The 26,771-nt window shown below is 58.0% G+C and carries 32 protein-coding genes; 17 read left to right on the top strand and 15 right to left on the bottom strand.

Going from position 1 to position 26,771, the window contains the following annotated elements; all coding sequences use genetic code 11:
• Window positions 1–2: 2 nt before the first annotated feature.
• The 6 genes from Harman_RS17965 to Harman_RS17940 all read right to left on the bottom strand — a co-directional run bounded on the left by Harman_RS17965 (window position 3) and on the right by Harman_RS17940 (window position 4,128).
• Window positions 3–1,739 (bottom strand): hypothetical protein, encoded by a 1,737-nt coding sequence (locus Harman_RS17965; protein ID WP_137685115.1) that lies wholly within the window; start codon window positions 1,737–1,739, stop codon window positions 3–5.
• A 28-nt stretch (window positions 1,740–1,767) separates the two neighbouring features.
• A complete protein-coding gene (locus Harman_RS17960; RefSeq protein WP_137685114.1) occupies window positions 1,768–2,190 on the bottom strand; it encodes a hypothetical protein in 423 nt (140 codons plus the stop codon).
• 6 nt (window positions 2,191–2,196) lie between these two features.
• Window positions 2,197–2,445, bottom strand: a complete 249-nt coding sequence (locus tag Harman_RS17955) for a hypothetical protein (protein WP_049987855.1) — start codon at window positions 2,443–2,445, stop codon at window positions 2,197–2,199.
• A 202-nt stretch (window positions 2,446–2,647) separates the two neighbouring features.
• Window positions 2,648–2,830, bottom strand: coding sequence for an exodeoxyribonuclease VII small subunit (gene xseB, locus Harman_RS17950; RefSeq protein WP_092893802.1), 183 nt, complete (start codon window positions 2,828–2,830; stop codon window positions 2,648–2,650).
• Window positions 2,831–2,832: 2 nt separating this feature from the next.
• The gene (gene xseA / locus Harman_RS17945) at window positions 2,833–3,885 is read right to left on the bottom strand and encodes an exodeoxyribonuclease VII large subunit (RefSeq protein ID WP_137685113.1); all 1,053 of its coding nucleotides are present in this window, start codon (window positions 3,883–3,885) and stop codon (window positions 2,833–2,835) included.
• Between the two features lie 75 nt (window positions 3,886–3,960).
• Window positions 3,961–4,128: a DUF1931 family protein gene (locus Harman_RS17940; protein WP_121538119.1), complete on the bottom strand. Its 168-nt coding sequence runs from the start codon at window positions 4,126–4,128 to the stop codon at window positions 3,961–3,963.
• Window positions 4,129–4,350: 222 nt separating this feature from the next.
• On the opposite strand from Harman_RS17940, the gene Harman_RS17935 reads away from it, so the two are divergent.
• The 4 genes from Harman_RS17935 (at window position 4,351) to Harman_RS17920 (ending at window position 8,116) form a co-directional block, all read left to right on the top strand.
• Complete coding sequence (locus Harman_RS17935) at window positions 4,351–5,028, top strand: metal-dependent transcriptional regulator (RefSeq protein ID WP_137685112.1); 678 nt, start codon at window positions 4,351–4,353, stop codon at window positions 5,026–5,028.
• A gap of 128 nt (window positions 5,029–5,156) precedes the next feature.
• Window positions 5,157–6,416 carry a multicopper oxidase domain-containing protein gene (locus Harman_RS17930; protein WP_137685111.1) on the top strand — a complete coding sequence of 420 codons (1,260 nt, stop codon included), beginning with the start codon at window positions 5,157–5,159 and terminating at the stop codon, window positions 6,414–6,416.
• 1 nt (window position 6,417) lies between these two features.
• The gene (locus Harman_RS17925) at window positions 6,418–7,668 is read left to right on the top strand and encodes a ZIP family metal transporter (protein WP_137685110.1); all 1,251 of its coding nucleotides are present in this window, start codon (window positions 6,418–6,420) and stop codon (window positions 7,666–7,668) included.
• 142 nt (window positions 7,669–7,810) lie between these two features.
• The gene (locus Harman_RS17920) at window positions 7,811–8,116 is read left to right on the top strand and encodes a cupredoxin domain-containing protein (protein WP_235007256.1); all 306 of its coding nucleotides are present in this window, start codon (window positions 7,811–7,813) and stop codon (window positions 8,114–8,116) included.
• Between the two features lie 46 nt (window positions 8,117–8,162).
• On the opposite strand, the gene Harman_RS17915 is transcribed toward Harman_RS17920, so the two are convergent.
• Window positions 8,163–8,681 carry a winged helix-turn-helix transcriptional regulator gene (locus Harman_RS17915; RefSeq protein WP_137685109.1) on the bottom strand — a complete coding sequence of 173 codons (519 nt, stop codon included), beginning with the start codon at window positions 8,679–8,681 and terminating at the stop codon, window positions 8,163–8,165.
• A complete protein-coding gene (locus Harman_RS17910) occupies window positions 8,678–8,953 on the bottom strand; it encodes a DUF7471 family protein (protein ID WP_225935434.1) in 276 nt (91 codons plus the stop codon). The genes Harman_RS17915 and Harman_RS17910 overlap by 4 nt, the downstream gene beginning before the upstream one ends.
• Before the next feature lie 232 nt (window positions 8,954–9,185).
• On the opposite strand from Harman_RS17910, the gene Harman_RS17905 reads away from it, so the two are divergent.
• The 4 genes from Harman_RS17905 to Harman_RS17890 all read left to right on the top strand — a co-directional run bounded on the left by Harman_RS17905 (window position 9,186) and on the right by Harman_RS17890 (window position 13,506).
• The gene (locus Harman_RS17905) at window positions 9,186–9,773 is read left to right on the top strand and encodes a methyltransferase family protein (protein ID WP_137685107.1); all 588 of its coding nucleotides are present in this window, start codon (window positions 9,186–9,188) and stop codon (window positions 9,771–9,773) included.
• Window positions 9,774–9,850: 77 nt separating this feature from the next.
• Window positions 9,851–11,158, top strand: a complete 1,308-nt coding sequence (locus Harman_RS17900; RefSeq protein WP_137685106.1) for a DUF7405 family protein — start codon at window positions 9,851–9,853, stop codon at window positions 11,156–11,158.
• Window positions 11,145–12,206 (top strand): iron transporter, encoded by a 1,062-nt coding sequence (locus Harman_RS17895; protein WP_137685105.1) that lies wholly within the window; start codon window positions 11,145–11,147, stop codon window positions 12,204–12,206. Before Harman_RS17900 ends, Harman_RS17895 begins: the two co-directional genes overlap by 14 nt.
• 229 nt (window positions 12,207–12,435) lie before the next feature.
• The gene (locus Harman_RS17890; protein ID WP_137685104.1) at window positions 12,436–13,506 is read left to right on the top strand and encodes an iron transporter; all 1,071 of its coding nucleotides are present in this window, start codon (window positions 12,436–12,438) and stop codon (window positions 13,504–13,506) included.
• Between the two features lie 62 nt (window positions 13,507–13,568).
• On the opposite strand, the gene Harman_RS17885 is transcribed toward Harman_RS17890, so the two are convergent.
• Both Harman_RS17885 and Harman_RS22165 read right to left on the bottom strand, forming a co-directional pair.
• Window positions 13,569–15,080 (bottom strand): hypothetical protein, encoded by a 1,512-nt coding sequence (locus Harman_RS17885; protein ID WP_137685103.1) that lies wholly within the window; start codon window positions 15,078–15,080, stop codon window positions 13,569–13,571.
• Window positions 15,064–15,330 (bottom strand): DNA-binding protein, encoded by a 267-nt coding sequence (locus tag Harman_RS22165; protein ID WP_137685102.1) that lies wholly within the window; start codon window positions 15,328–15,330, stop codon window positions 15,064–15,066. Before Harman_RS22165 ends, Harman_RS17885 begins: the two co-directional genes overlap by 17 nt.
• A gap of 424 nt (window positions 15,331–15,754) precedes the next feature.
• Between Harman_RS22165 and Harman_RS17875 the strand changes: the two genes are divergently transcribed.
• From Harman_RS17875 to Harman_RS17855, 6 genes are all read left to right on the top strand, one after another.
• Window positions 15,755–16,213 (top strand): DUF7541 family protein, encoded by a 459-nt coding sequence (locus Harman_RS17875; RefSeq protein ID WP_394347831.1) that lies wholly within the window; start codon window positions 15,755–15,757, stop codon window positions 16,211–16,213.
• A gap of 87 nt (window positions 16,214–16,300) precedes the next feature.
• Window positions 16,301–16,414, top strand: coding sequence for a hypothetical protein (locus tag Harman_RS22270; RefSeq protein ID WP_449271442.1), 114 nt, complete (start codon window positions 16,301–16,303; stop codon window positions 16,412–16,414).
• 127 nt (window positions 16,415–16,541) lie between these two features.
• Window positions 16,542–19,226: a heavy metal translocating P-type ATPase gene (locus tag Harman_RS17870; RefSeq protein WP_137685100.1), complete on the top strand. Its 2,685-nt coding sequence runs from the start codon at window positions 16,542–16,544 to the stop codon at window positions 19,224–19,226.
• 1 nt (window position 19,227) lies between these two features.
• Complete coding sequence (locus Harman_RS17865) at window positions 19,228–19,665, top strand: hypothetical protein (protein ID WP_137685099.1); 438 nt, start codon at window positions 19,228–19,230, stop codon at window positions 19,663–19,665.
• 21 nt (window positions 19,666–19,686) lie between these two features.
• Entirely contained in the window at window positions 19,687–20,622 is a 936-nt protein-coding gene (locus tag Harman_RS17860; protein ID WP_137685098.1) for a cation diffusion facilitator family transporter, read from the top strand.
• 26 nt (window positions 20,623–20,648) lie between these two features.
• A complete protein-coding gene (locus Harman_RS17855) occupies window positions 20,649–21,032 on the top strand; it encodes a SpoIIAA family protein (RefSeq protein ID WP_137685097.1) in 384 nt (127 codons plus the stop codon).
• Here Harman_RS17855 and Harman_RS17850 read toward each other — a convergent pair.
• The 5 genes from Harman_RS17850 to Harman_RS17830 form a co-directional block, all read right to left on the bottom strand.
• Window positions 21,029–22,351: an arylsulfotransferase family protein gene (locus tag Harman_RS17850; protein ID WP_137685096.1), complete on the bottom strand. Its 1,323-nt coding sequence runs from the start codon at window positions 22,349–22,351 to the stop codon at window positions 21,029–21,031. The two genes, Harman_RS17855 and Harman_RS17850, sit on opposite strands and share 4 nt — an antisense overlap.
• A complete protein-coding gene (locus Harman_RS17845) occupies window positions 22,348–22,626 on the bottom strand; it encodes a DUF7521 family protein (RefSeq protein ID WP_004594563.1) in 279 nt (92 codons plus the stop codon). The genes Harman_RS17850 and Harman_RS17845 overlap by 4 nt, the downstream gene beginning before the upstream one ends.
• Complete coding sequence (locus tag Harman_RS17840; protein ID WP_137685095.1) at window positions 22,623–23,000, bottom strand: winged helix-turn-helix domain-containing protein; 378 nt, start codon at window positions 22,998–23,000, stop codon at window positions 22,623–22,625. The genes Harman_RS17845 and Harman_RS17840 overlap by 4 nt, the downstream gene beginning before the upstream one ends.
• 150 nt (window positions 23,001–23,150) lie before the next feature.
• Complete coding sequence (locus tag Harman_RS17835) at window positions 23,151–23,378, bottom strand: transcriptional regulator (protein WP_137685094.1); 228 nt, start codon at window positions 23,376–23,378, stop codon at window positions 23,151–23,153.
• Between the two features lie 59 nt (window positions 23,379–23,437).
• Window positions 23,438–24,397: a transcription initiation factor IIB gene (locus Harman_RS17830; protein WP_137685093.1), complete on the bottom strand. Its 960-nt coding sequence runs from the start codon at window positions 24,395–24,397 to the stop codon at window positions 23,438–23,440.
• 70 nt (window positions 24,398–24,467) lie between these two features.
• Between Harman_RS17830 and Harman_RS17825 the strand changes: the two genes are divergently transcribed.
• From Harman_RS17825 to Harman_RS17815, 3 genes are all read left to right on the top strand, one after another.
• Window positions 24,468–25,085 (top strand): COX15/CtaA family protein, encoded by a 618-nt coding sequence (locus tag Harman_RS17825; protein WP_327411452.1) that lies wholly within the window; start codon window positions 24,468–24,470, stop codon window positions 25,083–25,085.
• Between the two features lie 281 nt (window positions 25,086–25,366).
• Window positions 25,367–26,176, top strand: a complete 810-nt coding sequence (locus tag Harman_RS17820) for a DsbA family protein (protein ID WP_235007253.1) — start codon at window positions 25,367–25,369, stop codon at window positions 26,174–26,176.
• A gap of 7 nt (window positions 26,177–26,183) precedes the next feature.
• Entirely contained in the window at window positions 26,184–26,600 is a 417-nt protein-coding gene (locus Harman_RS17815) for a disulfide bond formation protein B (protein ID WP_201289638.1), read from the top strand.
• Window positions 26,601–26,771 lie beyond the last annotated feature (171 nt).

Genomic DNA, 26,771 nt, shown 5'->3' with positions numbered 1-26,771 from the left:
GACTATGGGTTCCGTTGGAAGATGTCTTCTGGACCGAGCATTCGGAGGAGCCGCTTGCCTGCGTAGAACATCACAATAAACGGGATGAGCTGCCAGCCGACCTCGAAAATAAACGCGAACCAACCGTCGATGGTGCCGAGCGGATGCCACCGAGCAGTAGCCGTCGCACTCACATATGCGGGGTTGTGCCCGAGCCACGAGCCTGGGTGGTACCGAGCCGTGTAGATACCCGGCTCGTCGATCGTCACAATCGCCACCCCGGAGGCGTTGGTCTGGACACGCTGCTCCGCGACGGTGATGTAGCCGTTGCGAGTGCTTCCACCGATTGGATATCGTCGGTCAGGATCGCTGAGCACGATTGGTGCGCCGGTTTCGTTGTCACGGAGTTCGATGCGGAGTGTGGCCTGGCTTTCGTTCTGCTGGAGAACCTCGACTGTCAGATTACTGCGCCGGAGCTGCCGCTCGGAGCCAGCGTCAGGTGCCACAATCGAGGCGTTCACACCCCGCACGATCCCCGCTACTTGGAGCGCGTCGCGGTCGACGTTCTCCGCGCGAACCGCAACACCGTACGTCGTCGTGTACGACTGGTTGACGATGTCGATGTTGATGTTCTCACCGAGAGTGCCGTCCGGAGACGGTCGGTCAGTACCCCAGGTGTCGATGATCTCTGGGCCATCGCGAACTGGTTCGGCACGGGGGCCGATTCGCGACGGATACGCGTGAACATAGACCGGAATCGCGTCAGACTCGACGGTGGCGCTGTCGGTCCGATTCGACCGAACGAGCGTGTCCCAGTTGGTGTTCCGCGCGGTGTAGAACCGCCAGACGCCACGGACTCGTGCGCTTCCATTCTCCGTGAGCGTGTACCCCTGCCACGGTCTGGACTGGAAGATAGCCACACCGGCGTCACCATTGGGATACTCGGCGTAGTAGGGGTACGCCGAGAGGTCGTAGATCTCGACGGCGATCGAGTCCGAGACGTTGAGCGACTCGGTACGATACGTGACCTCGACATCGGTCTCGTCGCCTCGGTCGATTCGCGTGGTCTTCTTCAACCGGACGCTGATCTCGGCTTCAAGCGTGAGGTTTGCACTCCAGTCATCCTCGATCTGGTAGTCGAGGGCCGGCGTGTGCGAGCCGTCACGCTCGACGATGGTTTCGCCATTCTTCTTCAATCGAACCTCCTCGACCTCGTTGCTCGTGAGCGACCACTCGATGGTCGTGTTCTCGGAGGAACTCCCGTTCGGAACCCGAACGCGATAGTCGACGAAGCCCCGCAGCGTCCCGTTCGGCGCGATGTAGAGTGCGGTCTCTCTGGACTCGAGATGCCCGCGTGTGGAGGGCTGGACCGCGAAGATCGTGGCGTGGGCATCTTCGATGAAGACGCCGTCCTTGAGGTCAGCGTGTGGTGGATGCACGGACGTCTCTGCCCCACCGGCGTTGAGGTCCTCGAAGTCGTTCCGGGTCCACGTTGCCGCGGTCGCCGGCGGGCGCTTGAACGTGATGTCCGTCCCGTTTGCGAGTTGGTGCATCGCGGTCCGGCTCTCGCCGTACCGCTGCTGATACTCCTCCTGGCTGATGTAGTTGTCCGCGTCGCGAGACCACAGCGTCGCTGATTCATTCTCAGTGAGCCCATTCCCCTCCGTGCCTGGCCGTGGCGGGCTTGCAGTAACGAGACCCGTGACTAGGCTCGTCACGAACAGGGCGGCCATTAGCACGGAGAGCTCTCGTTGTTTCATGGGGGCTCGCGACGGGGGTGGTAGTCACCTACCAGGGGGCGAGGTCGACGCACTGCGCCAGCGGGAGGTTCATCATCGACCCAGCGACGGTGTAGAGTGGCCCGAGGGCGACGAGGACGACCGCGGACTTCATCGCGGAGCGCTTGTGGCGCTTGAGGCCCTTCTTTTGGTCGGGCGTGATCGTGAACATCTCGATAAGGGAGTCGGCCTGCCACACGACTGCGAGGCCGACAATGCCCAGCGCCGTGGTAAGCTGGAAGAAGCCCTCGATCATGCTGGGAAGGTTGTCCGCACTACAGACGGCATTCGTCTGTGCGGCGGCGGGTTCCACAGCGAACAGGCTCAGGGCGACGACGATAAACATAGCTTGCCTGGGAAGCCTACTCGATGCCGTGGACTGGCTGTCGGGGCGATTCGAAGCCGTCTCGGAGGGCGTATTGTCCTGTGACATAGCGGGTTACTCCTCTGCGTCGTCGACGAGTGCTTTCAGATCAGCGTAGCGGTTGGTCTCGTCGACGATCTCGTCTTTCGTGTAGCCCTGTTCGCGGGCCCGTTCGAAGAGATCTCGAAGCTCGTCGGGGTCGACGTCGCGAAGCTCCATCTCATCTCGGAGGGCGCGGCGATAGAGGGCGGACCCGTTGATATGGCTGTTCCACGTCAGGTACAGATCATCGATGTCTTCGATGGTGACTGCCCGTGTGATCATATGTGCGGGGTGGGTATGCACCGGTTGAACCCCGGTCCATGGTGGTGCGATAGCTAGAAGATCGGTATATGCTTTCTGGCCACCAACTGGCGCAAAAATCTAAAGTAAATTATAACCGGAGAGTTCGTTCACCTCGCAAAGGTACCGTTAACCAACAATAGGTTAGATTCCGTTGACTGTTGGTTAAGATTAGAATGGCGCTCTACTCGAGTTCTACGACCTCTCCACGCCCGTTGTCGAGAATTTGCCTCACTTCGGCCAAGAGCTCCTGACCTTCCTCGTGGAGCCTTGTCCCTTCATCGAGGTCACACTCGTCCGCATCGAGCTGCTCAATGATTTCTTCGACACGGGTCAGCCGGTCGTGGATCTCTTTGTCGTTTGCCACGCTTAGATCATCCCCAACCAAAGCCCAGTGATGGCCAACAACAGCAACAACAGCACAGCGATTGCGGCCTTGTAGTAGACCGGCGAGAGGCCCTCGGGTGCGGCCGCCTCGTCGACTGCTTCGGCAAGCTCCCGTTCATGTTCATGCTCTTGCTGGAAGGTTTCGTACACGGCGTCGAGTTGCTGTGCCAGCGGCTTGACCTCGCTCGCGAGGAACTCCTCACGCGAATTCGCGATATACTCGCCGGCGGCCGTCGGCGTGATCGTTGCGACATCCGCCACCTGTTCTGCGATTACCCGGTCGTCAGTATGCCCGATCGCCGTGACGGTCGGGGTGTTCGTGGTGAAGATAGCCTCTGCGACCCGCTCGGTGTTGAACGCCTGGAGGTTCGAATCGCTCCCACCACCCCGGCCGACGATGATCGAGTCGACCTCCTCGGAGCGGTCCAGATGGTGGATGCCGTTCGCGATGGACGTGGGCGCCTCCGACCCTTGGACGGTGGCGTCCTTCACTAGGATGTCGACGGTAGGGTCCTGTTCGTGGATCGCGTTCTGGATGTCATAACGGGCATCGCCACGGAGGGAGGTTACGACCCCAACCCGCTCTGGGAACGCCGGCGGGCGCTGTTTCTGCTCGTCGTCGAACCAGCCACGCTCTTCGAGTTCGCTTCGTAGTCGCTCGACGGCAGCTGCTTGATCGCCGTCGCCGACGACGATCACCTCCCACGGTTTGAGGTCGATTTTCCCACCTTCGACCCAGTAGTCGATATCACCCTCGAGGATGACCTCGGTGCCGTCCTCGAGGTCGGCCTTCATCTCCCGGTAGCGGTTCGCCCAGATCATACAGGGGAGCTCGGCGTCGCCGTCGGTGAGCGTGAAGTAAAGCGCCGTACTGTTCTGGTGGAGGTCGGTGATCTCGCCGATACAGCGGACGCCGTTGAGGGCAGGCGCGTTCTGGACGACCGACGCAATCCGGTCGTTCAGCTGTGACACGCTGAGAACCTCTTTTGCATCGGGTTCGACCGCCTGCCGTTCGGTATCCGGTGCGTCCGCCATCTCCGTTTCCTAACTTCTGAACAGGAACATCAAAAAGCTACGTTCGAGTGACGGGGTTGGCTGCGTTACGCAGGCCTACAGATCGCGGGGCTGGACCGTCTTCCGGTCGTTGGCCTCGGCACGCTCTGCGGCGTCCTCGAGTAGTTCGGCGACCTCTTCGTTGAGGGCGTCGTAGAAATCTGCCGAGACGTTGTGGTCCGAGAGTGCATCCTTCACGGCTGCTTTGACGATTAGGTCAGACATTCCAACGCGGACTTCTATTGTCTATATTATAAAGGTTCGAACTCTCGGTTTTGCCATTCTGGGTGTCAGTTGGAAACACACCAAGAAGCTCCGAAAAATCGATGCCAGTGTTGACCGTGGCGATAACCGGACTCACGGACATCAGAATTGCACCCACAGCTGGTGACTCTACAAGCCGACACGCAGAAAACTATAAACTTAGTCTCGTCTAATTTCGTTCTAATGCTGAGCGCCATCATGGAGGACTATCTCAAAGCGATCTATTACCTCCAGGACGAAACGGATGAACGGGTGCGGACCTCGACGCTCGCTGAGCATATGGGTGTAGAACAGCCGTCCGTCACCAGTATGATGAAAAAATTGGCCGAGCGTGATTTGGTACATCATGAGCCCTACAAGGGGGTTGAACTCACAGACACCGGCATTCCTATCGCTCTCGAAATCATTCGCCACCACCGGCTTTTAGAACGATATCTGACGGATCACCTCGAGTACGATTGGGCTGAGGTGCACGACGAAGCAGATCGCCTCGAACACCACATCAGCAATCAATTCGCCGACCGGATAGCAGAGCAGTTAGGGGATCCCGCAGTTGACCCACATGGCGACCCGATTCCCACCGCGGAGCTGGATATTTCTGCACCGAAATGCGGTGAAACACTGGCCGATCATCAAGTGGGCGACAGCGTTCGAATCGAACGCGTGCCAGACGAAGACGCTGATCTACTCCGATATCTGTCCGAACACGGGATTCACCCGGGAACTGAAGTGGAAATCGTTGAGGTCACCTCATTTGGAATGGTGACACTCGATCTCGACGGTGGCGACGAACCAGTTGCACTTCCCGAGAAAGTTGCCCGCTCTATATCCGCTCAATCTCTGTCTGAGGATACAAGCTAACCGAGTCGGAACCTCGTCCGCCAGCGATTAGTTTAGACTCAATCAAAGTTTAGATGAGTCAAATATATACGTTGGATAGCTCAAGAGACTCCTATGGGCATCAAGAGGCTTGACCAGCGGAGGAGATCATGCCATCGATAGATTACAGTAGCGCAGCAGACGTCACAGAACGACTTGAAGAGCGGCTGGTCGAATCACTCACCGGTGAGACGAGCGTCAGCCGCCGCACGGTGCTCGGCGGTCTCGGTGTTGCCGGGAGTGCAGCCGTCGGACTCGGGAGTTCTCGGGCAAGTGCCGCCTCCGATCACGACGATGAGGCTGAACATGGTAACTTCGGTGCGGTGGGCGAATACCGGGATTTGGATTTCGACCCCCACGAGTTCCTCACTGCATTCAATACCGGAGACAGCGGGCAAGATAACGTTCCCCAACAGGTCTACGAAGAGGATGGCCGAACCGTGCGGGAGTTCGAGTTCACCGCCGTCGACACCACGATAGCAATCGCGCCGGGCGTTGAGTTCCAGGCATGGGCGTACAACGGCCAAGTACCGGGGCCGACGATCCGCGCCGTCGAGGGCGACCTGATTCGCGTGAAGTTCACGAATCTGGGACGACACGCACACACGATCCATCCACACCTGAAGAACCTCAACCCGAGAATGGACGGGATCCCCCAGAATGGGCCTGGCGTCCTCGATACGGGCGAGTCATTCACCTACGAGTGGATCGCCCAACCCGCCGGCACGCACTTCTATCACTGCCACTCACTCCCGTTGAAAGAGCACATCCACCGCGGACTCTACGGCACGATCATCGTCGATCCGGACCCCGAACGCGTCAGGGAGAATCCACGCGAGTACGTCAACTACCCGGGCCCGATTACCGATGACTTCCGAGAGCAGCTCGTCGAAGAGGCGAAGAGCCGGAATCACGAGTACGCTGAAAACGACGCCGTCAACGAGATGGTGATGGTGATGAACTCGTTCGACACCAACTTCGACGGCGGTAACGAGGTCTACGCGGCGAACACACGAGCGTTCGGCTACGGAGTCGGTGACACCGACGGCGAGGGCAACTGGACGGCGGGCGAGACGAAACGCCCCATCCAGATCGACAAGAACCAACGCCAGCGCGTGTACCTCTCCAATGCAACGGAGTTCGACCTCATCAACTCGTTCCACACGCATTCGCAGTTCTTCGACTACTACGACCACGGGACGACGCTGACGCCGACGAATAAGACCGTGGACACGATCATGCAATGCCAGGCGCAGCGCGGCATCATCGAGATTGACTACTCCGATCATGAGCCGGGCCTGTACATGTTCCACGCCCACCAGTCTGAGTTCGCCGAACTCGGCTGGATGAGCTTCTTCGAGGTGGTCTAACATGGCGGATAAGACACGAGACACGACGACGGACGGTGGTGTACCAGCTGAGAACGAGATAACACAACCGCTCGGCCTTCCAAAATGGGTCAGTGCGTTACTCCCGATCGTGTTGCTCGTACTCGTCTTAGGCGTGTTTGCGTTCACGTCACCGCTCGCCGGGGTTCAGAGCGGCGAACCACTTCCCGACGTAACGGTCACGCACACGACGCTTCCGAGCGACGAAACGGTCGTCCTGCACGTGACGAATAACGGCCCCGAATCCGTGACGATATCACAGGTCCTCGTCGACGAGGCGTACTGGGATTTCCGGGTCGAAGGAGCCGGTGGTGACCAAACGCTGGCCCCGATGGAAAGTGCGGAGATCGTGATTCCGTATCACTGGAATCCGGGGTGGGACCTCGAGGTCGCGCTCGTGCTCTCTGACGGAGCGACGTTCCACAACACGATCGTCGCGCCGAGTCAGTCGCCCGGGTTTAGCCTCAGTCTGCTCGGGACGCTCGCAGTCATCGGACTGTTCGTCGGCGTCATCCCAGTCGCATTAGGGATGCTCTGGTTCCCCTACATCAAGACGATGAGTGATCGGTGGCTGCACGCCGTGCTCTTGTTCGCGGCCGGCGTACTGGGCTTCTTGGCATTTGACGCCGGGTTCGAAGCGTTCGAACTCGCCGAACGAGTTCCGGGCGCGTACGAGGGCAACCTCTTGGTCGTCTTCGGGATCTTCGGCGCACTCCTGCTCGTCCAGGCGATCAGTGCGTGGCGTGAGGGCCGTGTCGCTGCTGGTGACAGTCGGGCGAGTAGCGGTCTCTGGATCGCCTATCTGGTCGCGATAGGGATCGGCCTGCACAACCTTGCGGAAGGACTTGCTATCGGGAGTTCGTTCGCACTCGGGCGCGTGTCACTCGGCGCATTCCTCGTGATCGGGTTCATGCTCCACAACGTGACGGAAGGTCCGGCTGTCGTCGCGCCGGTCGCCCGCGGGGAACGCCCTTCGCTCAAGCACTTCGCCGCACTCGGGGTGATCGCCGGCGCACCCGTCATCCTCGGGGGCTGGATCGGTAGTCTTGCATACTCGCCGACGATCGGGGCCTTCTTCCTCGCGATCGGGGTTGGCGCAATCCTGCAGGTCGACTGGGAGATCGCGCGAATGGTTCGCGATGCCGGCGGTCGCGTGGCGAGCGCGACGAACCTGCTCGCGTTCCTGCTCGGACTCGGCGTCATGTACGTGACCGATCTCTTCGTTGTCCTCTAATAGGAAAACACTCGTTTCCGTTACAATGGTCTCGAAGTTCTACAACCGACGATCGATATTGCGGCTCAGCACCGCGACCCTAGCGACTCTCAGCACCGCCGGGTGTCTAGGTGGACAGTCATCATCGGCCCAGACTGTCACGATGCCCGGTGATCTCAAATTTGAGCCGAAGACCGCGACGATCGAACCTGGTGAGACGGTTACATGGACGAACGAGAGTGACATCGATCACACGGTCACAGCCTATGAAGACGAGATTCCAGACGACGCCGCGTACTTCGCAAGTGGTGGCTTCGAGTCAGAGCGTGTTGCGAGGAATCGGGTCACCGAGGGACTCATCGCTCCGGGCGAGAACTACGAGCACACGTTCGATCAACCTGGAACGTACGGGTACTTTTGTATCCCACACGAGAGTTCTGGGATGGTCGGGACAGTTCGAGTAAAGTAATCGAACAATCAAGTTCTCGTTCCGACGAAACACATCCGCAAACTCGTCACGAGCCCTCCGCCAGTAGGTTATCGACGAGGCGGGTGAACCGGTCGATCATCCGATCGGGCAGCGAGGGTGTAATCTCTTCGAGGAGACGAGCGGTCTCAGTCGGCTCGGCTGCGACCAGCGTCACGTGATTATTGGCATCTCGGTGTTTCTCGATGAGATTTTGCTCCGTCAAATGATTCAAGTGCCACTCGAGAGTCCCCCGAGCAATCCCGAGAGACTCTGTGACAGCGTCCGGTCTGGATGGCCCCTGTTCGAGAACGCAGAATAAAATGTCGCGTGCTGTTTCCCGGCGAATGACAGCGATTGCTCCCCGCTCCCACGCATCATATTCAGGTGTGTAATAGTGGGTCCGGCCATAGAGAGGTAATTCGATTACTCTCTCTTGATTCTGGAGTTCCCTGAGATGGTACTGTACCTGTCCTGGTGCGAGGTCTAGTCTCCGCGTGAGTGCGTTGAAGTGTTCTCCAGGGTGGGTGGCAATACACTCGTGAATCCGGTCACGTTGGTGTGTCATGTATCCAAATTGGTCTCGTTCGAAATAGTTCGAGAGTGATAGACCGCAGCAATGACGAGCGCGACAAGAATGACATCAAGTCCGTGTTCGAGAAGGTGATGCTCGGCTTGTGAAAACAGGCCGACGATGGTGATCCCCGCAATTGCAGAGCGTCCAAAGAGGGCAGCTAGCGCAGCGACGACTAACAGATATGGACGGGATTGGCGCTGAACGAACGCGCCGATCGCAAGTCCCAGAAGCACCGCTGTACCAGCAGCTGCGATGGTGATCACCGCGAGCAACGGAAGGGACCACGGATCGATGAACCCACTATGAAGTGGGACAAATCCCGCCATCTGGGTTAAATTTGAAACGCAGTTACCTGAGAGCGTCGATTCAAATCACCCCGGATGTTAGAATTGTAGAGAGTGGTTGGTGGTTCTAAACCCCTTTAGAGGCAGCAGTCTCTATGTAGGAACCACGATTGACTCACCTTTTTGTCTTTCACAATCAGGACGTACGCATATGTCCGCATCCTCAGATCGCGCGCTACTGACGACAGTCGTCGCGGATGTCACGCTGATTCTCGGGTATGCGATCAGTGCGGTTCACCCTGACCGTCGAGTGTGGCCCATCGGCGACAGCTCCTGGCGGTGGTGGTTCAATTGGTCAGCGCTCTCCGTCGTGTTCGCTGGGTTTCCCGTGCTGGTCGCGCTTGATCGGGATTCATTCATTTTCACCAAACGCTGGAGCAAACTCGCAGGTAGCGGTATCGCCGCACTCGGGATGGGATTTGCCCTTTCCGCCCTCTTCGAACTCGGGTGGATGGAAAGCAGTGGAAGAGAAGGGGAGCTTCGGACGGACGGTATCTACCAGTACACGCGCAACCCACAGAGCGTGGGATTCATTACGTTCATCGTCGGCGCGATCATCGCAGTGAACTCCAGGAAACTGGCTGTACACGGCGTCTTGACCATCCTTGTGTACGCACTGTTCCCGTTTGCCGAAGAACCGTGGCTGCGAGAGCAGTATGGCCAGGAATACGATGAATACCGCAAGCGGACCCCCCGATTTATCGGGTGGAACTTGGTGAAGAAGCTCTTCACCAGATAGTCCGATACCGGCCTTGAGGGGGAGATTCAAGAACTCTACCAGAACCGCTTTTCCGTTGACTTCCTAACTGCCGGGTAATGAGTGATGAGAGAGGTATCCCTCGTCGAGAATTCCTCAAGTCGGCCATCGCTATCGGAGGAGCAGCGGCATTTAGTGCCTGCCTAGGCCGTGAAGAGGTCGATGTCCCGACGGGCCCGGACGATCTCTCGTCGTATCCACAACGTCAACACGCTTGGAATGAGGTCCTCCCACGGGACGACCATGGGAACGTCATCGCTCCGAGCCATCGTGTGCTCCTCTATTTGAATTACCGACGAGACGGGCAACCGAACGAAGACGACCGCGACCAAGTTGAAACAGCTCTCCGGGGTATCGAACACGCCTACGAGCGAAGCGGGGACGGGTTATTGCTCACGGTGAGTTATTCTCCGGCATACTTTGACCGATTCGACGACTCGCTTCCCGACGACGTTGACCTCCCCGATCCGGAAGCACTTGCTCCGTTCGAGGAACCCGAGTTCGATACGCCCGATGCGGTCGTCCATCTCGCAAGTAACACGGCACAGGTGGTGCTCGGTGCCGAAGAAGCCCTCAAAGGGAACAAATCGACCCTCAACGGTGTCGATCAGCCCGACGCTGCACTGACCGATGTCTTCTCACTCGCCGACCGGCGAACTGGATTTATCGGGGATGGACTCCCGGCGGAGAATGCAGACGATGCGGAGGGTGTTCCGGCCGACAAAGTCCCGGAGGACGCACCCCTGTTTATGGGATTCAAGTCCGGCTTCAAAAAGAACCAGGCCAGTGAAGAACGTGTGACGATCCAGTCGGGGCCGTTCGCCGGTGGCACGACTCAGCATATCTCCAAGCTCCGACTGAACCTCAACCAGTGGTACAACCAGGACGACCGCTGGCAGCGTGAGGCGAAGATGTTCTGTCCGTACCACGCCGAGAACGACGTAGTCGAGGGCACTGGAGACAACCTCGGAACCAGCAGCAAAATCGACGACTGTCAGCCAACGGATGAGACGGCCCGCGAGATGGGCGTCATCGGTCACTCCCAGAAATCTGCCCGCGCTCGCGACGATGATGACTCGCCGCTCATTCTTCGACGTGACTTCGATTCTACCGACGATGGAGCCGCCAGCCTCCACTTCCTTGCGCTCCAGCGACGGATCACCGATTTCGTCGATACGAGAGAAGCGATGAATGGCACTGACGTCACCGAGCAGTCGGCCGTCGGTCAGCGGAATAACAACGGCATCCTACAGTACATTCGTACGGAGCGTCGCGGTAATTTCCTCGTCCCGTCGCGGTCGTTGCGCGCGCTGCCACCTGCCCAGCCGACTGGGGACGCACAGGAGGTGACGCATGAATCGTCGTGACGTGCTCCGAGTGGCCGGGAGCGGTTCACTCGTAGGGCTCGCGGGGTGTGCCGGCCTGTTCGAGACGCAATCGGCACAAGCACCACCGCTTCCCGAGAACCGGCCGGACGCAGTCTACTATCCGACCCACTACGAGGGCATGAAAATGCCTGGAATGAAGGAACAGGGCGGGTACAGGTGTGCGCTCACGTATTCGTATGCGCACCGGTTCTGGCTGATGAAGCCGAATGGGATCACGAAGGTCGAGATTCAATCCGAGGATTCGATCCACCTGATGCCGGTCGTGTGGGAGACACATACGGGGATCATCCCACCCGATATCAATCCGCAGCTCACGATTACACAGAGCGGGGATTCGATTGATCAGTTCGCACCGTGGCCGATGCTCTCCCAGCCGATGGGGTTTCACTTCGGCGATAACGCACAGCTCAAGGGCGACGGTACGTACACTGTCGAGGTGAGTATCGGCGGGCCGTCGACGCGACGGACGGGGTCGCTGGCCGAGAATCAGGGGAACGCCTCGTTCACGTTCGAGTTCGAATTCAGCGAATCGACGCTCAACGAAATCTCGTATACGGACATCCCCGACGACAGAGAAGGCACGAAGGGTGCTGTCGACCTGATGGACATGGAGATGTTACCGAGTTCGCAAGTGCCGACACCGGACGCGCTCCCTGGGGACGTTCGTGGCTCGGGGACGAGTGGGGACGCGAAGTTCGTGGTTACGATCCTCGAAGACGCGTCGCGTTTCGGTGGGGACGAGAATCAGAGGTATCTCGCTGTTTCCCCGCGCACACCCTACAATCGAACGTTGCTGCCGATGATGTCGCTATCGGGGACACTGCACCGTGACGGTACGTCAGTGTTCGACGGAATTCTACAGGCGACTATCGATCCAGAGCTCCGCTATCACTACGGAGCGACGGTCGCGGATGTACGGACGGGAGATGAGCTGACGATTACAGTCGATTCGCCCCCACAAACGGCTCGCCATGAAGGATACGAGACAGCCTTCGTTGATATGCCAGATGTGCAGGTGACGTTGTAGTTCCAAAGGTGTCTTTAGAATTCCAACCGAAGCCAAACCTATGGAAGAGAAGCACCTTCTACTGGGGGCGTTACTTGGCGTTGTCTCACTCCTGGTACTCACTGGATTCGTCGTTCGCTTGGCGTAGACAGTCACAGAATGGCCGAGGCTGACAGTTACAGAAACCCCCGGTTGACGACAGCGAGGTCGACTCAATGAATCTACCAAACATACCATCTCAGAGGAGAATATGAATCGGAGAACGTTTCTCAAACAGGGGACTGCTCTCTCGGGTGGCCTAGTGCTGTCTGGTTGCCTGGGGCGGCTCGGATTCGAGACGCAGTCTGCATGGCGTGATCCTCCGCTCGTGGAGGATCGACCTGACGCCGTCTACTATCCTGCCATCATCGAAGGAATGGGAATGTACGGAACGACGACGGCCGGCGATCTCGGATTTGCGCTGATGCATTCCTTCCCGCACCGTTTCTGGAACCTCACTGGCTCACGAAAGACGAAAGTCGTCGTTCAGTCGGATGATTCGGTGCATCTGATGGCGAGTGTCTGGGACACCGAGACGGAGACGATCCTCCCGGTCGACGTCTCTGTCGAAATCAGTAACAGCGACGGTCGAGTGTCCTCAACCAACCTCTGGCCGATGATCTCGCCGAATATGGGGTTCCACTACGGCGACAATATCGCTCTCCCGGGGGAAGGACAGTACGATGTGACGCTCCAGGTCGGCCCCTTGCAGACAGCTCGTACGAATCCATTCCACGGGCGATTTACAGAGGGACAGTCTGCCACGATGCAGTTCACGTTCGATACGGATGAGACGTACAATTTGGAGATTCGCCGGTTAGGCGACAAAGCAGGCACCCGTGGGACAGTCGATCTAATGGACATGGAAATGGTCCCTGAACCGGTCGTACCGACAAAATCCGACCTTCCTGGTCGACTTCTCCATGAAGGGCAATCCGGTGATGCGACGATAGTCGTTGCTCTCGTTGACGGTGACCATCGGTTTAGCGATAGTGACGGTCCCTTCCTGATCGTCTCTCCTCGAACACCTTACAATCGCGTGATGCTCCCGAGGATGGCTCTTTCAGCAACACTCAACCGAGGAGGAGACACAATCACACAAGGGACACTCCAAGCGTCTCTCGATCCCGACCTCGGGAGTTTCTATGGGATGGGTCTTGATGAACTCAAGACGGGCGATACGGTCAGAATCACCGTAGAGACACCACCTCAACTGGCGCGGCACGATGGCTACGAAACCGCGTTCCTCGATATGGAGCCGATTGAGTTCACTGTCGAGTGATCCCTTTCTGGTCAAGCTCTGACCATAGTGTGCGACCAGTGGTCCCCTCGAAACCACCAGAATCAGGGTAGATAAGGGGGCGTCGCTCCGGGAAGTGAGAGAATCCAGAGGCTAATGACGGTGTAACCGATCATCACAATAATGAACGGGTACTGGCTCCGGATCGCGACGAGACGACTCGAGAAGAGTTCGTAGGCGGTCGCGTGCGCTGCCCAGATAGCGAGGAGATGCCCGACGAGCACGTAGGCGATACTCAAGCCCTCGAACCATCCAGGTGGAGATAATGTCAGGGGATTCGCTGGGGGCGACAGTGGGGAGACAATCGCCATCCCTAGGGCTGGACTGAGGGATACGGCCAGTCCGGTGTAGTGAGCGAGGTGATATCCCGCTGCGATGGCCAATAGCGAGGGTGCAAACCGAAAGGCGATGCGTTTTGCTGTAATGTATGTCCCAGTCCGTCGCCGAGAGAGTACACCAGCATACCAATACGCGGCGAAGAAAACGACGTAGCCACTGACGAAAAGGAGTGTGTAGATGAGAATCGCACGAATCTGTACGGCTCCCACTCCAATATTAGAGAGGCTGGCGAGTGCCTCGATAGTTGCTGCGCCCGTCTGCGTCGTGATGAAGCCGCTGTACGTGAGCTCCCAGATTAGCGCAATGACGAACGCGACATCGGAGGTGTCCGTGATTAAGTCTGAATCAGTCAGGTCGCTACCGGGCAGTTTTACGGTGAGCTTCCCATCCCGCCGTTTTACAGGAGCGACAGCCCCGAAGAATCGGAACAGGACGGATAACGGATCTGCGTTCCCGAACCATGCGTTGGGACCGACGAGTACAGCGCCTGCAATTGTGACGACACTGTAGCCGAGGATCACAATCGAAAGAGTTGACGGGATCGTGCTGACAGGGAAAACCACCTCAATCCACACGAGAAGTAATAGGCCACCAACAGCTGGCCATCGGGCTAATTCTTCTGGATACGTCCGGTATCCAGTTGGGAGTAGCGAGACGATTCCTCGCCAGGGGTTCAGCACTGGCCAGAGATTGCCTCCGAGATACGTGAGCATCGGCAAGCCTGCACGAACGACGACGAACGTGACGAGGATGGTGAAGCTCGCTGTCGGGAGTTGTGGGCCCGTCACTCCGAGGTAGACTGCCAGTCCGAGGACGACGATCCCGAGTCCACGTCCGATCCACACAATAGGTGTTCGCCAGTCATCAATTGTTGGACCAGGAAACGACCAGCTGTGGAGATAACGGATAAACGCCCGATCAGTGACGAAACTTGCAAGCAGGGCAGAGGCGCCAATCGTAGCGCCGCCAGTGGCGAGATACAGCCATCGGGGAATGGCAAGTGTATCCCGTGGCTGCTTCGAGAGCGTCATTCCGTTCCCGGCAGCGACTGTTTCGGTAAACAGCGTCAATACCGAGACCCAGGTTACAAACTGAACCAGGAGTCTGAGCTTTGTGTTCGATACGACCCAATTATGGAGCCTCGACTCTGGCCCTGACTCTGTGTGCCCCTCTCTGCGTGCTCCAGAGTTCGTGTCTGAGTCAGGCGACGATGGCATATAGCATTAAGAAACCGAAGTACAGGAGCACAAGGGCTCCAAGTGCTTTCAGACGCAGCGTGCGTAACTCGTCTTCTTCGTCCGCTCTGGCAGAGATGAATGCGTCTTCCTCGTCGGCATCCAACTCTTGGGGATGTTCTAAGCCTTTGTGGAGGACGAGGCGGTCGGTCGTTGGGAACGGATGCCCACAGTAATCACACTCCCCTGCAGGTGAGTCACGCCGTGGAACCGTAGTGCCTTCGTATGACATACTCTCGAAAGCTGTTAATCGGCCGTAGGCCAGTCAGCGTTGAAACCGTTCTGGTTCGACGTTCGAACTTCTCCGCTCGTATATCGACTTACGTGGCGACATCAAGGGCGTATGGTCGGTTACAACAGATCGGCTAACGAAGAACGAAGTTGTACAAACATTTCCTTTGACGGCGTGGAAGTAGCTTTTTGTTCAGAGTGGTTGTCCTCGACCGGGGACTGACTCTCCGCTTCTCGCTCTTCTTCGTAGGCGTCGCAGTAGATGCACATAGAAAAGAGTAGTCAGAGCGCCTCTATAAAACCATTTGACCGAAGATGGGCTATCGCGGAGAATCGGGACTATGGAGCACTACCTGGTTAAGAGTGAGACGTTATACTGCACGAATATTAACTAACGGCTGAATCACTGCCATATTCTATTAACGATGAGGGGATCAATAACAGACGATTTATTATATCGTGAAGCTCAATTCGAGATAATGAGCGATCCATCTGACTCGGACGCAACCTTCACCGGATCGAGTCCATGGCCACTCTTCGTCGCGATTGGATTTGCTCTCTCGGAGGTCGGTGTCGTCCTCGGGCTTCGGCCTGTCTCTGTTGCGGGACTGTTGTTGTTCGTCGGATCTGTCGCTGGCATTCTCACAGAGGCGGAGTATATCGCTGAGCCAGCGAAAGCAGCAGGTGTTCAAGGACTCATCCTTGTCGGTCTCGGTGTCTTGTTGATCACACAGAACCAGACCGGGACGACAATCCGCGGTCAATCGATTGCGATCGCTGGAATCCTGTGTCTCGTTGGTGCACTTGTCTGGGTAGGCTTCGTTCGGAGGGAAACCCGCGCCACGGTAGCGACAGCGGAGACATCGGAAACAACATCTGATTGAGGGACCGTACTACAGTAGAATTCGCTACAACAAGAGAGAGATCACGTTCGTGGTTCTACTTGCCATCAGAATCGGTAGGGGGCGATAATGAGTCCGATGAGTACCAATGGTGATGTGGTCAGCGCCGGTCTCATCGTGTGTGGAGTCCGTACGCTTCTCCTCGAGATCAAACACGGCGAGTATCGACCAATCCGGACTTAGGTCCGGGGAATGGGACGGATTATCGGCCGATTTAATAACTCGTCCCGAATACTTTATTAGATACTACCATAATAAGGGGTTTTAGTAGCAGCCGATTTAATAAGTCTGTAGTAGCTAGCAGGACGTAATGACCTCACCTGACGAGGAATCCCACGACGGGAGTGGTGAACCACCGGATCACACCCACGACCACGGAGCGGATTCTCACGAGCAGGGTCATACACATGACCACGATCACAAGGATCACGAGCACGACAATCACACTGGACAAGATGGTGATGACGTTGCCCCATCGATAGACCAGGGAGACGTTGCACAGTTCTCCGTCCCGGAGATGGACTGCCCATCCTGTGCAGGAAAGGTCGAAAACAGCGTCGGAAAGCTAAACGGAATCCGGAGCGTCGACCCGCAAGTGACGACAGGGACGTTGACCGTCTCGTACGACGGCGAGCAAACGAGTGCCACCGCGATTGCTAATCGGGTTGAAAAGGCCGGGTACACGGTGGAGGACACTGGCGAGGTCACCTCGAAATTCACGGTTCCGGAGATGGATTGTCCGTCGTGTGCGGGCAAAATCGAAAACGCCCTTGACCGGGTTGGTGGAGTGACAACATACGAGACGCAGCCGACGACCGGAACCGTCGTCGTCACGTACGATTCGTCGCGGGCTGGGGAAGCTGACGTCATCGACGCGATCGAAAGCGCTGGGTACGAGGTCACGGATACGACAGGCGACGAATCGGGGCGTCAGGAAGCGAGCGGAGAGCGCGAGAGCATCTGGACAAGTTCGCGCGCACTCAAGACGTGGGTGAGCGGTGGATTCGTCGCCTTCGGCTTACTCTTCGAGTTCTTCCTGACCGGCCAGAATATACAGATCGCAGGTCTTCTCGGGACGGATCTACTGGTCGCTGACGTCCTGTTTCTGATTGCAGTGGCCACCGGCGGCCAGGAGATCCTTCGCAACGGCTACTACTCGGCGCGGAATCTGAACCTCGATATCGACTTCCTGATGTCGGTGGCTATCCTCGGCGCACTCGTTGCGAGTCTTGTCTTCGGTGAGGCACTCTACTTCGAGGCCGCCACCCTCGCGTTCCTGTTCAGCATCGCGGAACTGCTGGAGCGCTACTCGATGGACCGTGCCCGAAACTCCCTCCGCGAACTAATGGATCTCTCACCGGATGAAGCAACCGTCAAGCGGAACGGGAGCACGGAGACGATTCCCGTCGACGAGGTCGCCGTGGGAGACATCGTCGTCGTCAAGCCAGGGGAGAAAATCCCGATGGACGGAAGCGTCATCGACGGTGAGAGCGCCGTCAACCAGGCACCGATCACGGGTGAAAGCGTCCCTGTCGACAAGACGACGGGCGACGAGGTGTACGCCGGCACTATCAACGAGGAGGGGTATCTCGAGGTCGAGGTCACCTCCGAGGCCGGCGACAACACGCTCTCCCGCATCGTGGAGATGGTTGAGGACGCCCAGTCGAACAAGACCGAACGCGAACAGTTCGTTGAGCGCTTCTCGACGTACTACACGCCAGTCGTCGTCGGCTTCGCCATCCTGACGACGGTAGCAAGCCCGTACATCTTCGGCACGACCTGGTCCACGGCCGTCGTCTACGGACTGACGCTGTTGGTGTTGGCCTGTCCATGTGCGTTTGTCATCTCGACGCCTGTCTCGGTGGTGTCGGGAATTACGAGCGCCGCGAAGAACGGCGTCCTGATCAAGGGCGGGAATCACCTCGAAGCGATGGGTGCGGTCGATGTCGTCGCGTTCGACAAGACGGGAACACTGACGAAGGGTGAGCTCACCGTCACCGACGTCGTTCCCCTAAACGGGAACTCGGAGGAGGACGTGCTCCGGTGTGCACGGGGACTCGAACAACGGAGTGAACACCCCATCGGCGAGGCAATCGTCGCCGAAGCCGGCAGCGCAGGGGTCACCGAGCGCGAGGTCGATGACTTCGAGAGCATCACCGGAAAGGGTGTTCGTGCCGATATCGACGGTACTCCGCACTTCGCAGGCAAACCGGGTCTGTTTGAGGAGTTAGATTTCGATCTTTCGCACGTACACGCGACGACCGACGGTGGCGTCGTGACACAGACAGCCCGGCAGATGTGTGACCGGAACAACTGTCTCGATCTCCTCGAGGAGACCGTTCCCGAACTCCAGGCTGAAGGCAAGACCGTCGTCCTCGTTGGGACCGAAGACGAACTCGAGGGCGTCATCGCGGTCGCCGACGAGATTCGGCCGGAAGCGAAGCGAACGGTGACGCGACTGAAGCAACTCGGTGTCTCCCGAACCGTGATGCTGACGGGGGACAACGAACGGACTGCCCGCGCGATCGCCGACCAGGTCGGTGTCGACGAGTACCAGGCCGAACTACTCCCCGAGGACAAGGTGACGGCGATCGAGGAGCTCGTCGAGGAGTACGACGGCGTTGCGATGGTCGGAGACGGCATCAATGACGCACCGGCGCTCGCCACTGCCACGGTCGGCGTGGCGATGGGGGCTGCCGGGACTGATACCGCATTGGAGACCGCGGACATCGCCCTGATGGGTGATGACCTCGCGAAGCTTCCGTACCTCTACGAACTCGCAAACGATGCGAACGGTGTCATCCGGCAGAACATCTGGTCGAGTCTCGCTGTCAAAGCCGGGCTGGCGGTCGCAGTCCCGTTCGGATACGTCCCGATTTGGCTCGCTGTCCTCGCTGGGGATGCCGGGATGACGACGGCCGTTACCGGGAACGCGATGCGACTCTCTCGAATCACGCCAGACACAGACACCGAAACCAACGCTTCGGAGGGGTAAGATGGGTGCTGAGAACGAGGGAAATACAACGTCCCATACGGAGGCAGACCAGCAGCAATACCCGTTCGGACTCTCGTCTCCGCAGTTTGCCGTCCTCGTTGTGCTCGTTGGGCTCATCGGTCCCGGTTTACTGGTATACACCCTCGAACAGGCGAATCTCTCTGGCGTTGCTGATCTCGTGTGGATCGTCGGCTATGGTACAACCATATTCGTCGTTTGGTTCATCTGGCTTCGTCCGCTCGATTTCAGTGGCTCCTCTGCCCAGGATATATCGCTCACCGAGGAATCGGAAGAGTCCGACACAGCAGCTGAGGAACGCGATAGCGAGTCTGACTCCTCGGATCGTACTGAATCCTCGGCGGAGGATTCGACGTTGGTGACCGAAGATAGGTCGGAGGAGTCTACTCAGGAATCCCCAGAGTCCTCGGATTCGAAGTAGCTCTCCCTCCAAAGTGAATGTATGACGCTCCATGAACACACACAAGAGGATACGGCAGAACACGAACACCCGTCTGAAACAAGTGGTAGTACGCGTCGGCTTGCGCTCGTCGCGGTCGTCAATTTCCTTGGATTCGTCATCGAACTGGCTGGTGGACTCCTGTTCGGGTCGGTCGCGCTTATCAGCGACGCACTCCACATGCTGTTCGATATGCTGGCGTACGCGATGGCGTTCGGCGCGAGCTACACCGCCGAACGGTTCGAGGGTGGCGAGGCGTGGTCGTACGGTCTCCACCGACTGGAGCCGGTTGCGGCCTTCCTGAACGGCGTCTTGCTCCTCCCGATGGTCGGATACATCGTCTGGGAGTCCTACCAGCGGTTCCTCGAGCCGGTGGCGATCAATCCAGAGTTGACGCTGATCATCGCGACGGGTGGCCTGCTGGTGAACATCGGCTCCGTGTACGTGTTGCAGGGTGGTGAGATGAGTCTCAACGAGCGCGGGGCGTTCTACCACCTGCTCGGTGACGCCGGGGGATCTGTTGCGGTAATCGTCTCGACTGCCGCCGTCGCAGTGTTTGACCTCCCTATCGCAGACCCCGTGGCGGCCGTGCTCATCGGGCTGCTGGTGCTCGCGTCGGCTGGGAACGTCCTCCGAGAAAGCACCTCGATCCTGTTGGAACGGAGCCCGGTGTCGTCCGAAGAACTCCGGGATGAATTGACGACACTCGATGGCGTCGACCAAATCGAGGATCTCCACGTCTGGCAAGTCTGTAGTCAACTCACCGTCGCAACCGTCCGGCTCACCGATACGGCGACCACACTCGAGGAGCAACGGACAATCCAGTCACGGGTTCACGATCATCTCACGGGTCGAGGAATCGACCACGCAACCGTCGAGCTCGTCGGGCATACCGACCCCGATACTGACCCTGTCGGTACGACGAATCACTCCCACTAGCGATGTCCCACACAGCACCCAATCGAATGTTCGAAGTGTTGGACGAGACGAACGAGAACCTCATTGCGATTCGCGTCGGGAAGGGCACGCGAACAGGCTATCAAGAGCTGTACTCGCTCCTCGTCGAAAAGAGCGACCAGTACGGGCATATCCACGTGTACGAGGAAGTTCCGAACTGGACGTTCGGGACGTTTCTCACACACCTCCACGGGGTGGTTCCCGATCTCCGGTACGGCCCCGACTTCGATATCGACCGGTACGCCGCAGTCGGCGATACACGATGGGCGAAACTCTTGTTTGACTGGTGGTATGCAATCCGGACGATCTGGCCAGTCGCTCCCAACGAAATGCGATATTTTGACGGCAAGAAACGCGAGCAAGCTCTCGGCTGGCTTCGAGAGGAAATTTAGTTACGAATTCGGTCAACTCCGCCGCCGACAATGAGGAGCGCAGAGACAAGCGTCAGGCCGAGTTGTGGTTCCCCGAACCAGAACGGCGTCGAGGGAACAACGGCCCGAAGCCCGACCAGGAGTAGTGAGAGGCCCGGCACGCCGGCGTCAGTGCTGTCGACGCCGCTTCCGTTAGTCGTATACTTCGGGGCTCCAACAGGCTCACCGTAGGGAAGTCGGTCGGCTTCGTATGGGATACGCTCTGTTCGAACGCTCCAGACGACAGTTCCGGATTCGTCGACCTCGACGAGTCGCCGGTTGAGCGTGTCGGTGATGAGCGTGTTTCCGTTCGGGAGCCGATCTGCATCCCGAGGCCAATCGAATGCGACCCCCTCAACCTGATCTAAGGCCCACGCTGGCTCCCACTCACCGGCCTCCGTTCGATGGAGCTCGACAACCCGGTCGTTCTCGCTGTCAGCGACGAGGACGGCATCATCTCCGAGCCACTGTGGGTTGTGCTGGTGGTTGAGCACGTCGGGGTCACCACATCGAATATCGCCATCACCATCATAGTCGGCTAACTGGCCTGATTTACGACAGTTGGCATCGTTCGAATCGTTCGTGTCCTCGTTGATGACGTCGACGACGCCTTCTCCGCGCTCGATGACGAGAAGCTGGTTGGCATTGCGTACTGAGACGAGATAGCGCCCGGTGCTGATGACGTCCACGTCGTTGATGTGCAGCCAGTCGGTCGTCGTCGGATCTTGTGGAGCGTCGTAGAACGAACTCGCATTCCACTGCCACGTGACTTCGCCGTTCTTGACAGTAAAGATACGCTCGTACTCCATATCGGTGACCAAGTATTCTCCCGATTCGAGTCGTTCGACATCGTGGACTTCGCTGTTCTTGTTCGTTCGCACCGGGAAGCTGTACTCCGAAAGCACCCGAGTGTCTTGTCCGGGGTCAATGACTCGGAATCCCGTTCGGGTACAGGGAGACTCGTACGGTCCGCACGAAGCGTACCCGCTGTCCATGAACCCGGCTAACACTGTTCCGTTCTCCGTTTGTGTGACGTCGAAATAGCTATCAGCACTCGATTCGCGCCAGGTAGTGTTCGTACCGTTGAGGAGGTAGACGCTACCGTATTCGTGCCAGCCTGGGCCACCCCCCTGAGACCCGACCAAGGTCCGGGACGTCTGGTCTGTCTCCGAAGCCGTCCCAATCGCAGGGGCGAGCATTGCACTGCTAACAAGCGTGAGAACGAACAGAACCACGCCGAAAAGGATTAGGTAGCTACCCCGACGGAGATCAGGAACGGCACCATTCGGAATGGCGTTCATTTCTGGATATACAGCGAGTACATGATGACCGCGAGACCAAGCGCGACGAACAGGCTGTTGATGAGCACGCCGAGTGCCAATCCGACAGAAAAGAACTGGTTGGCCACGCCAGTCAGGATTGCCCCGAGTGTGATGATACCGAACCCGACACCAAGGACACGTAGCGAGTCCGCACCCGTACGCCGATAGGCCTTAAATGCAATGTAGGTGATCCCGCCACCGAGAAGCAGGATTACGAACTTGACGACTGCAATCGCCGTGATGACGCCGTTCATACTTCGTCCCCCATCATCGACCAGATATCTGCAAGCCGTTCGTCGGTAGATTGCGGTGGCCGATCGACATTCACTGAAAACGTACCTGAGTCGTCCATAGAGATCGTGACATCCTCGAACGACCGTTCGTAGTAGGTAACCCGTCCACCTCCAGGGTTGATCGTCTCTTGTTCTCGAACGAGGGAAGCGGAACTGAGGAGTTCTAATTTTCGATACAGCGTCGACTTGGGGATGTCACATGCGTCGAGGAGCTCGTTCGCAGTCATTGGTTCGATAGTTTCCCGGAGAATAGTCCGACACGCGGGATCATCCAGCGCATCGAGGACATCCTGCAGCCCTGGAGGGTCCTCGGAAGACACTGAATTATCTCCCATTATTCGAGAATACGTGTTCGTCGGGAAATGGAGTCCGATTATGGACGAGAGGGTCCATCGGCACCCCGTATTCATTACGGATCCGGGCTGGGGAGTGATGATGGCTGATCCATCCAATGAGGGTGAACATAGTGACACAGTTATGAAACGCTATGATTCCTGTTGAGTTTCGAGTCGTTGTTCGCCGGCGTCGGTAATCTCGTAGAGACCCCTCCCGCGCGGAACAATACAGCCCTCACTGTGGAGATGAGCACACGCTTGGTCGATAGTGATCGGGTGCCCATCGACGATATTAGTGATCTCCATCACATGGCAAGGTGACTCGTCAACGAGCACCTCCAATACTTCGACCTCGGTCTGTATTGAGAACTCGGTCATAGTAGATAACGTGTCATTGGCATATCCGTAGCTGTATTTCGCCCGCAAAGGCCGGCCGGTCAGTCATGCTGCGCGTACACCTCGAGAAGCTCTTGGTATCGATTCCGGATCGTGACTCGACTCACGTGGGCGACCTCACTCACCGTCTCCTGTGTGAGCTGCTCGTTCGTGAGGTGGGTCGCAGCATACAGAGCGGCAGCCGCCAATCCGGCTGGACTCTTTCCACTGTGGACGGCATTATCTGTAGCTACCTCAAGCAGTTCTCGAGAGCGCCGTTCTGCTTCGTCGCTCACGTCAAGCGATGACGCGAATTGTGGGATATATTGCATGGGATCCTCCGGCTCGATCTCCAGCCCAAGTTCTCGGGACAGATATCGGTACGCTCGCTGGATCCTGATTTTCTCGACACGGCTGACATCGGCGAACTCCGTCAGCGGCCGTGGCATTCCATGCTGTCGAGCAGCCGCGTACAACGACGCCGTCGACATACCCTCGATCGAGCGACCGGGGAGCAGGTTCTGCTCGACAGCACGCCGATACAGGACGCCTGCAGTTTCCCGAACCGATTCCGGAAGTCCTAGAGCGGACGCCATCCGGCTGATCTCCCCGAGCGCTTGCTTGAGATTCCGCTCGTGGGCATCCTTCGTCCGGAACCGCTCGTCCCACGTCCGAAGGCGCTGTAATTGAGCACGTTTGCGACCGGAGACGGCTTGGCCGTAGGCATCTTTGTCCTGCCAGCCGATAGTCGTACTCAGGCCCTTGTCGTGCATCAGCTGCGTCGTCGGCGCACCGACCCGACTCTTTTCATCGCGTTCGTCCGAGGTGAATGCACGCCACTCCGGGCCGTGGTCGATTGGATCATCTTCAAAAACCAACCCACAGCTTTCGCAGGTCGCCTCGCCGCTGTCGCTGTTCCGGGTAACACGGCCCTGACACTCGGGACAGGTGTTGTCGTTAGCAGACTTCACCTCACGGTCGCGTTCAATTGATCGTTCCTGGGTATGTTCTTGAGCCATCATACTATCGGCGTATAGGGGGTTTCCCTACAAACCGTGGGTCTTCTTAACAGTGCCGTGGGACGGCTCCTCAATGAATAGCAGGCGGTGTCCCACTCGCTGGGAATCCGGCCTAACACTTTGTCTCCAAGACATCAACTCGTCACACCGCCAGTCAGCGTCCCTACCCAATATTATGTCTCAAGCCCGACTCCGCTGGCACGACGTGCGAACCACGATTTCACAGATTCCGGTCGAGTACAGGCATATCGCCGGGTTCACGCTACTAGTGACGTATATCGTGATGCTTCTCGGCGCCTACACTAGTGCAATCGGTGCTGGACTTTCCTGTCCCGATTGGCCGACCTGCTACGGGACGTGGGTTCCCTTCCTTCAACCCGAGATCATTACTAACTCGCCATACTCTGCACTCCAAATCTTCGCTGAGTGGGCTCACCGTGGACTGGCGATGACGGCCGGGGTTCTGATCGTCGGCACGACCGTTGGAGCATGGGTGACACACCGGAATACACCGATTGTCAAATGGTCGGCCACGGCCGCTCTCGTCCTCCTTCCGTTACAGGTTATCCTCGGAGGATTGACCGTCACGGAAGATCTCCAACCGATCATCGTGACGACCCATCTCGGCGTGGCAATTCTCATTCTCCTCTGTCTCCTGACGACCTTCCTCGTCGCATATCTCCGCCGCTGATGACAGCGAGTCATAAAACAATGCCACAGATACCGACAATACAGCTCACTATGAGAGCACAACACGATGCCTATGAAATCTGCTACCTGGAGTAGTGATCACGAATGACTGCCCATACCTGCCCGATCTGTACAGATCAATTCGAAACAGCTGGAGCAGCGCGTGACCACACATGGAACGTTCACAGCGCCTGCCATTATTGTGGTGAACAACTCGGTGACGAGACTGACGAGCAGCTCTACAGACATTGGCTCGCCGCTCATCCCGACGACCTCTCACGTGTGGACTACAAACGGGCGGACGCAGCCGTCGATTCACGCACGTTCTCAGAGCGGCTCTCCGAGGGAGGTGTCGGAGCTGCTGTCGGAGGACTGACCCGCCGACAGCTTCTCCTCGCCGGCGGTGGTGCCGCCACTGCCGGTCTCGTGATCGGCGCCACCGCTCTCTCTAACAATACGAGTACTGAACCGGAGGGCGGTGCGAATGCTGGAGGTGATACGGGCGCCGTCGCCACTGCCCCGATTCCCGACTCGCCTAGCGAATCCCGGTATGCGACGATGGGGTCTGCTGATGCCGATGTCACGGTCACATACTTCGGGAGCTGGAAGTGTCCGTACTGCGCCCAGTTCAGTACGGAGATGCTTTCACAACTCGTGACGGACTACGTGGAACCAGGAACGATCGCGCTCAAGTTCCGCAATCTCGCATATATCGGTGGCGACCCATTTCTGGGCCCCGATGCACCCGCAGCCGGCCAAGCCGGGTTAGCTGTCTGGAACACCGAGCCAGCCTCGTACTGGGCGTTCCACGAATACGTGTTCCGGAATCAGCCACCCGAGAGCGACCAGTGGGCGACCGCCGAGAGACTGGTCGAGTTTGCTCAGGCCGCAGGCGTCTCCGAGACGGCGTCGATCCGCACGGCGATCCAAGAAAACCAGTACGACGACGTGCTGCGGGCGACTGACAGGGCTGCGAGCGATACCGGTGTCGACGCCACACCCACGCTCCTCATCGATGGCACGACGGTCAATCCACTCGGAAACGAAGAGCGAACAAGACAGTTGATCGAAGATGCAGCTGGATCAAACTGAGTCATGGATGTCCGACGGACGATTCTGGCTTGCAGGCGGGGCAGGCGTCGCGGCAGTTGCGACCCTGGGAAGCCTCTGGTTCAGTCTCGGCCTCGGTCTCGTTCCGTGTACCCTCTGCTGGTATCAACGTATCCTCATGTATCCGCTTGTCGTCGTTCTTGGCGTTGCCGCTCTCGAGAGCCACAACACAATCTGGCGAACGGTCGTGCCACTATCCGTGGTGGGAGCTTCAATCGCGGGATATCACTCCGTACTCCAAGCAACGACGGCCTCATGCACCTTTGCTGGTCCCTGTGCAGTCGTCCAGTGGCAGGCTCCGGTGCTCGGACTCACGATTCCGAATCTCTCACTGATCGCGTTCGTGCTCGTTACAATTACAGTCCTCGCTGGATCGAACCTCGTTGAACCTGAACGTCAGCTATGAATAAAATCACTACCGCGGGATGTCTTGGAATGAACAGCGCCGGAATCGACCTATCGAAGCCAGCTTGTAGGGTGGAGCCCTACGCTCACATCTGATTAATGTCGTCGATATCTCGCTTCCGTTCTGTCGCCTCGGCGATTGGTCTCACATATGGGTCATACGTCGCGGGGG

Source organism: Haloarcula mannanilytica, assembly GCF_005406125.1.
GTDB lineage: Archaea > Halobacteriota > Halobacteria > Halobacteriales > Haloarculaceae > Haloarcula > Haloarcula mannanilytica.
Note: the sequence above shows the minus strand (reverse complement) of the source record. Positions and strands in the feature narration are given on the sequence as shown.

Coding starts and splice junctions, on each gene's coding strand:
- Harman_RS17900 (WP_137685106.1), top strand. CDS start 9,851: ATGAGTGATGAGAGAGGTATCCCTCGTCGAGAATTCCTCAAGTCGGCC.
- Harman_RS17920 (WP_235007256.1), top strand. CDS start 7,811: ATGCCCGGTGATCTCAAATTTGAGCCGAAGACCGCGACGATCGAACCT.
- Harman_RS22270 (WP_449271442.1), top strand. CDS start 16,301: ATGAGTCCGATGAGTACCAATGGTGATGTGGTCAGCGCCGGTCTCATC.
- Harman_RS17840 (WP_137685095.1), bottom strand. CDS start 23,000: ATGGGAGATAATTCAGTGTCTTCCGAGGACCCTCCAGGGCTGCAGGAT.
- Harman_RS17935 (WP_137685112.1), top strand. CDS start 4,351: ATGCTGAGCGCCATCATGGAGGACTATCTCAAAGCGATCTATTACCTC.
- xseA (WP_137685113.1), bottom strand. CDS start 3,885: ATGGCGGACGCACCGGATACCGAACGGCAGGCGGTCGAACCCGATGCA.
- Harman_RS17955 (WP_049987855.1), bottom strand. CDS start 2,445: ATGATCACACGGGCAGTCACCATCGAAGACATCGATGATCTGTACCTG.
- Harman_RS17870 (WP_137685100.1), top strand. CDS start 16,542: ATGACCTCACCTGACGAGGAATCCCACGACGGGAGTGGTGAACCACCG.
- Harman_RS17815 (WP_201289638.1), top strand. CDS start 26,184: ATGTCCGACGGACGATTCTGGCTTGCAGGCGGGGCAGGCGTCGCGGCA.
- Harman_RS17865 (WP_137685099.1), top strand. CDS start 19,228: ATGGGTGCTGAGAACGAGGGAAATACAACGTCCCATACGGAGGCAGAC.
- Harman_RS17835 (WP_137685094.1), bottom strand. CDS start 23,378: ATGACCGAGTTCTCAATACAGACCGAGGTCGAAGTATTGGAGGTGCTC.
- Harman_RS17890 (WP_137685104.1), top strand. CDS start 12,436: ATGAATCGGAGAACGTTTCTCAAACAGGGGACTGCTCTCTCGGGTGGC.
- Harman_RS17930 (WP_137685111.1), top strand. CDS start 5,157: ATGCCATCGATAGATTACAGTAGCGCAGCAGACGTCACAGAACGACTT.
- Harman_RS17915 (WP_137685109.1), bottom strand. CDS start 8,681: ATGACACACCAACGTGACCGGATTCACGAGTGTATTGCCACCCACCCT.
- Harman_RS17860 (WP_137685098.1), top strand. CDS start 19,687: ATGACGCTCCATGAACACACACAAGAGGATACGGCAGAACACGAACAC.
- Harman_RS17825 (WP_327411452.1), top strand. CDS start 24,468: ATGAATAGCAGGCGGTGTCCCACTCGCTGGGAATCCGGCCTAACACTT.
- Harman_RS17875 (WP_394347831.1), top strand. CDS start 15,755: ATGAGGGGATCAATAACAGACGATTTATTATATCGTGAAGCTCAATTC.
- Harman_RS17905 (WP_137685107.1), top strand. CDS start 9,186: ATGTCCGCATCCTCAGATCGCGCGCTACTGACGACAGTCGTCGCGGAT.
- Harman_RS22165 (WP_137685102.1), bottom strand. CDS start 15,330: ATGTCATACGAAGGCACTACGGTTCCACGGCGTGACTCACCTGCAGGG.
- Harman_RS17850 (WP_137685096.1), bottom strand. CDS start 22,351: ATGAACGCCATTCCGAATGGTGCCGTTCCTGATCTCCGTCGGGGTAGC.
- Harman_RS17830 (WP_137685093.1), bottom strand. CDS start 24,397: ATGATGGCTCAAGAACATACCCAGGAACGATCAATTGAACGCGACCGT.
- Harman_RS17960 (WP_137685114.1), bottom strand. CDS start 2,190: ATGTCACAGGACAATACGCCCTCCGAGACGGCTTCGAATCGCCCCGAC.
- Harman_RS17855 (WP_137685097.1), top strand. CDS start 20,649: ATGTTCGAAGTGTTGGACGAGACGAACGAGAACCTCATTGCGATTCGC.
- Harman_RS17895 (WP_137685105.1), top strand. CDS start 11,145: ATGAATCGTCGTGACGTGCTCCGAGTGGCCGGGAGCGGTTCACTCGTA.
- Harman_RS17925 (WP_137685110.1), top strand. CDS start 6,418: ATGGCGGATAAGACACGAGACACGACGACGGACGGTGGTGTACCAGCT.
- Harman_RS17965 (WP_137685115.1), bottom strand. CDS start 1,739: ATGAAACAACGAGAGCTCTCCGTGCTAATGGCCGCCCTGTTCGTGACG.
- Harman_RS17940 (WP_121538119.1), bottom strand. CDS start 4,128: ATGTCTGACCTAATCGTCAAAGCAGCCGTGAAGGATGCACTCTCGGAC.
- Harman_RS17885 (WP_137685103.1), bottom strand. CDS start 15,080: ATGCCATCGTCGCCTGACTCAGACACGAACTCTGGAGCACGCAGAGAG.
- Harman_RS17845 (WP_004594563.1), bottom strand. CDS start 22,626: ATGAACGGCGTCATCACGGCGATTGCAGTCGTCAAGTTCGTAATCCTG.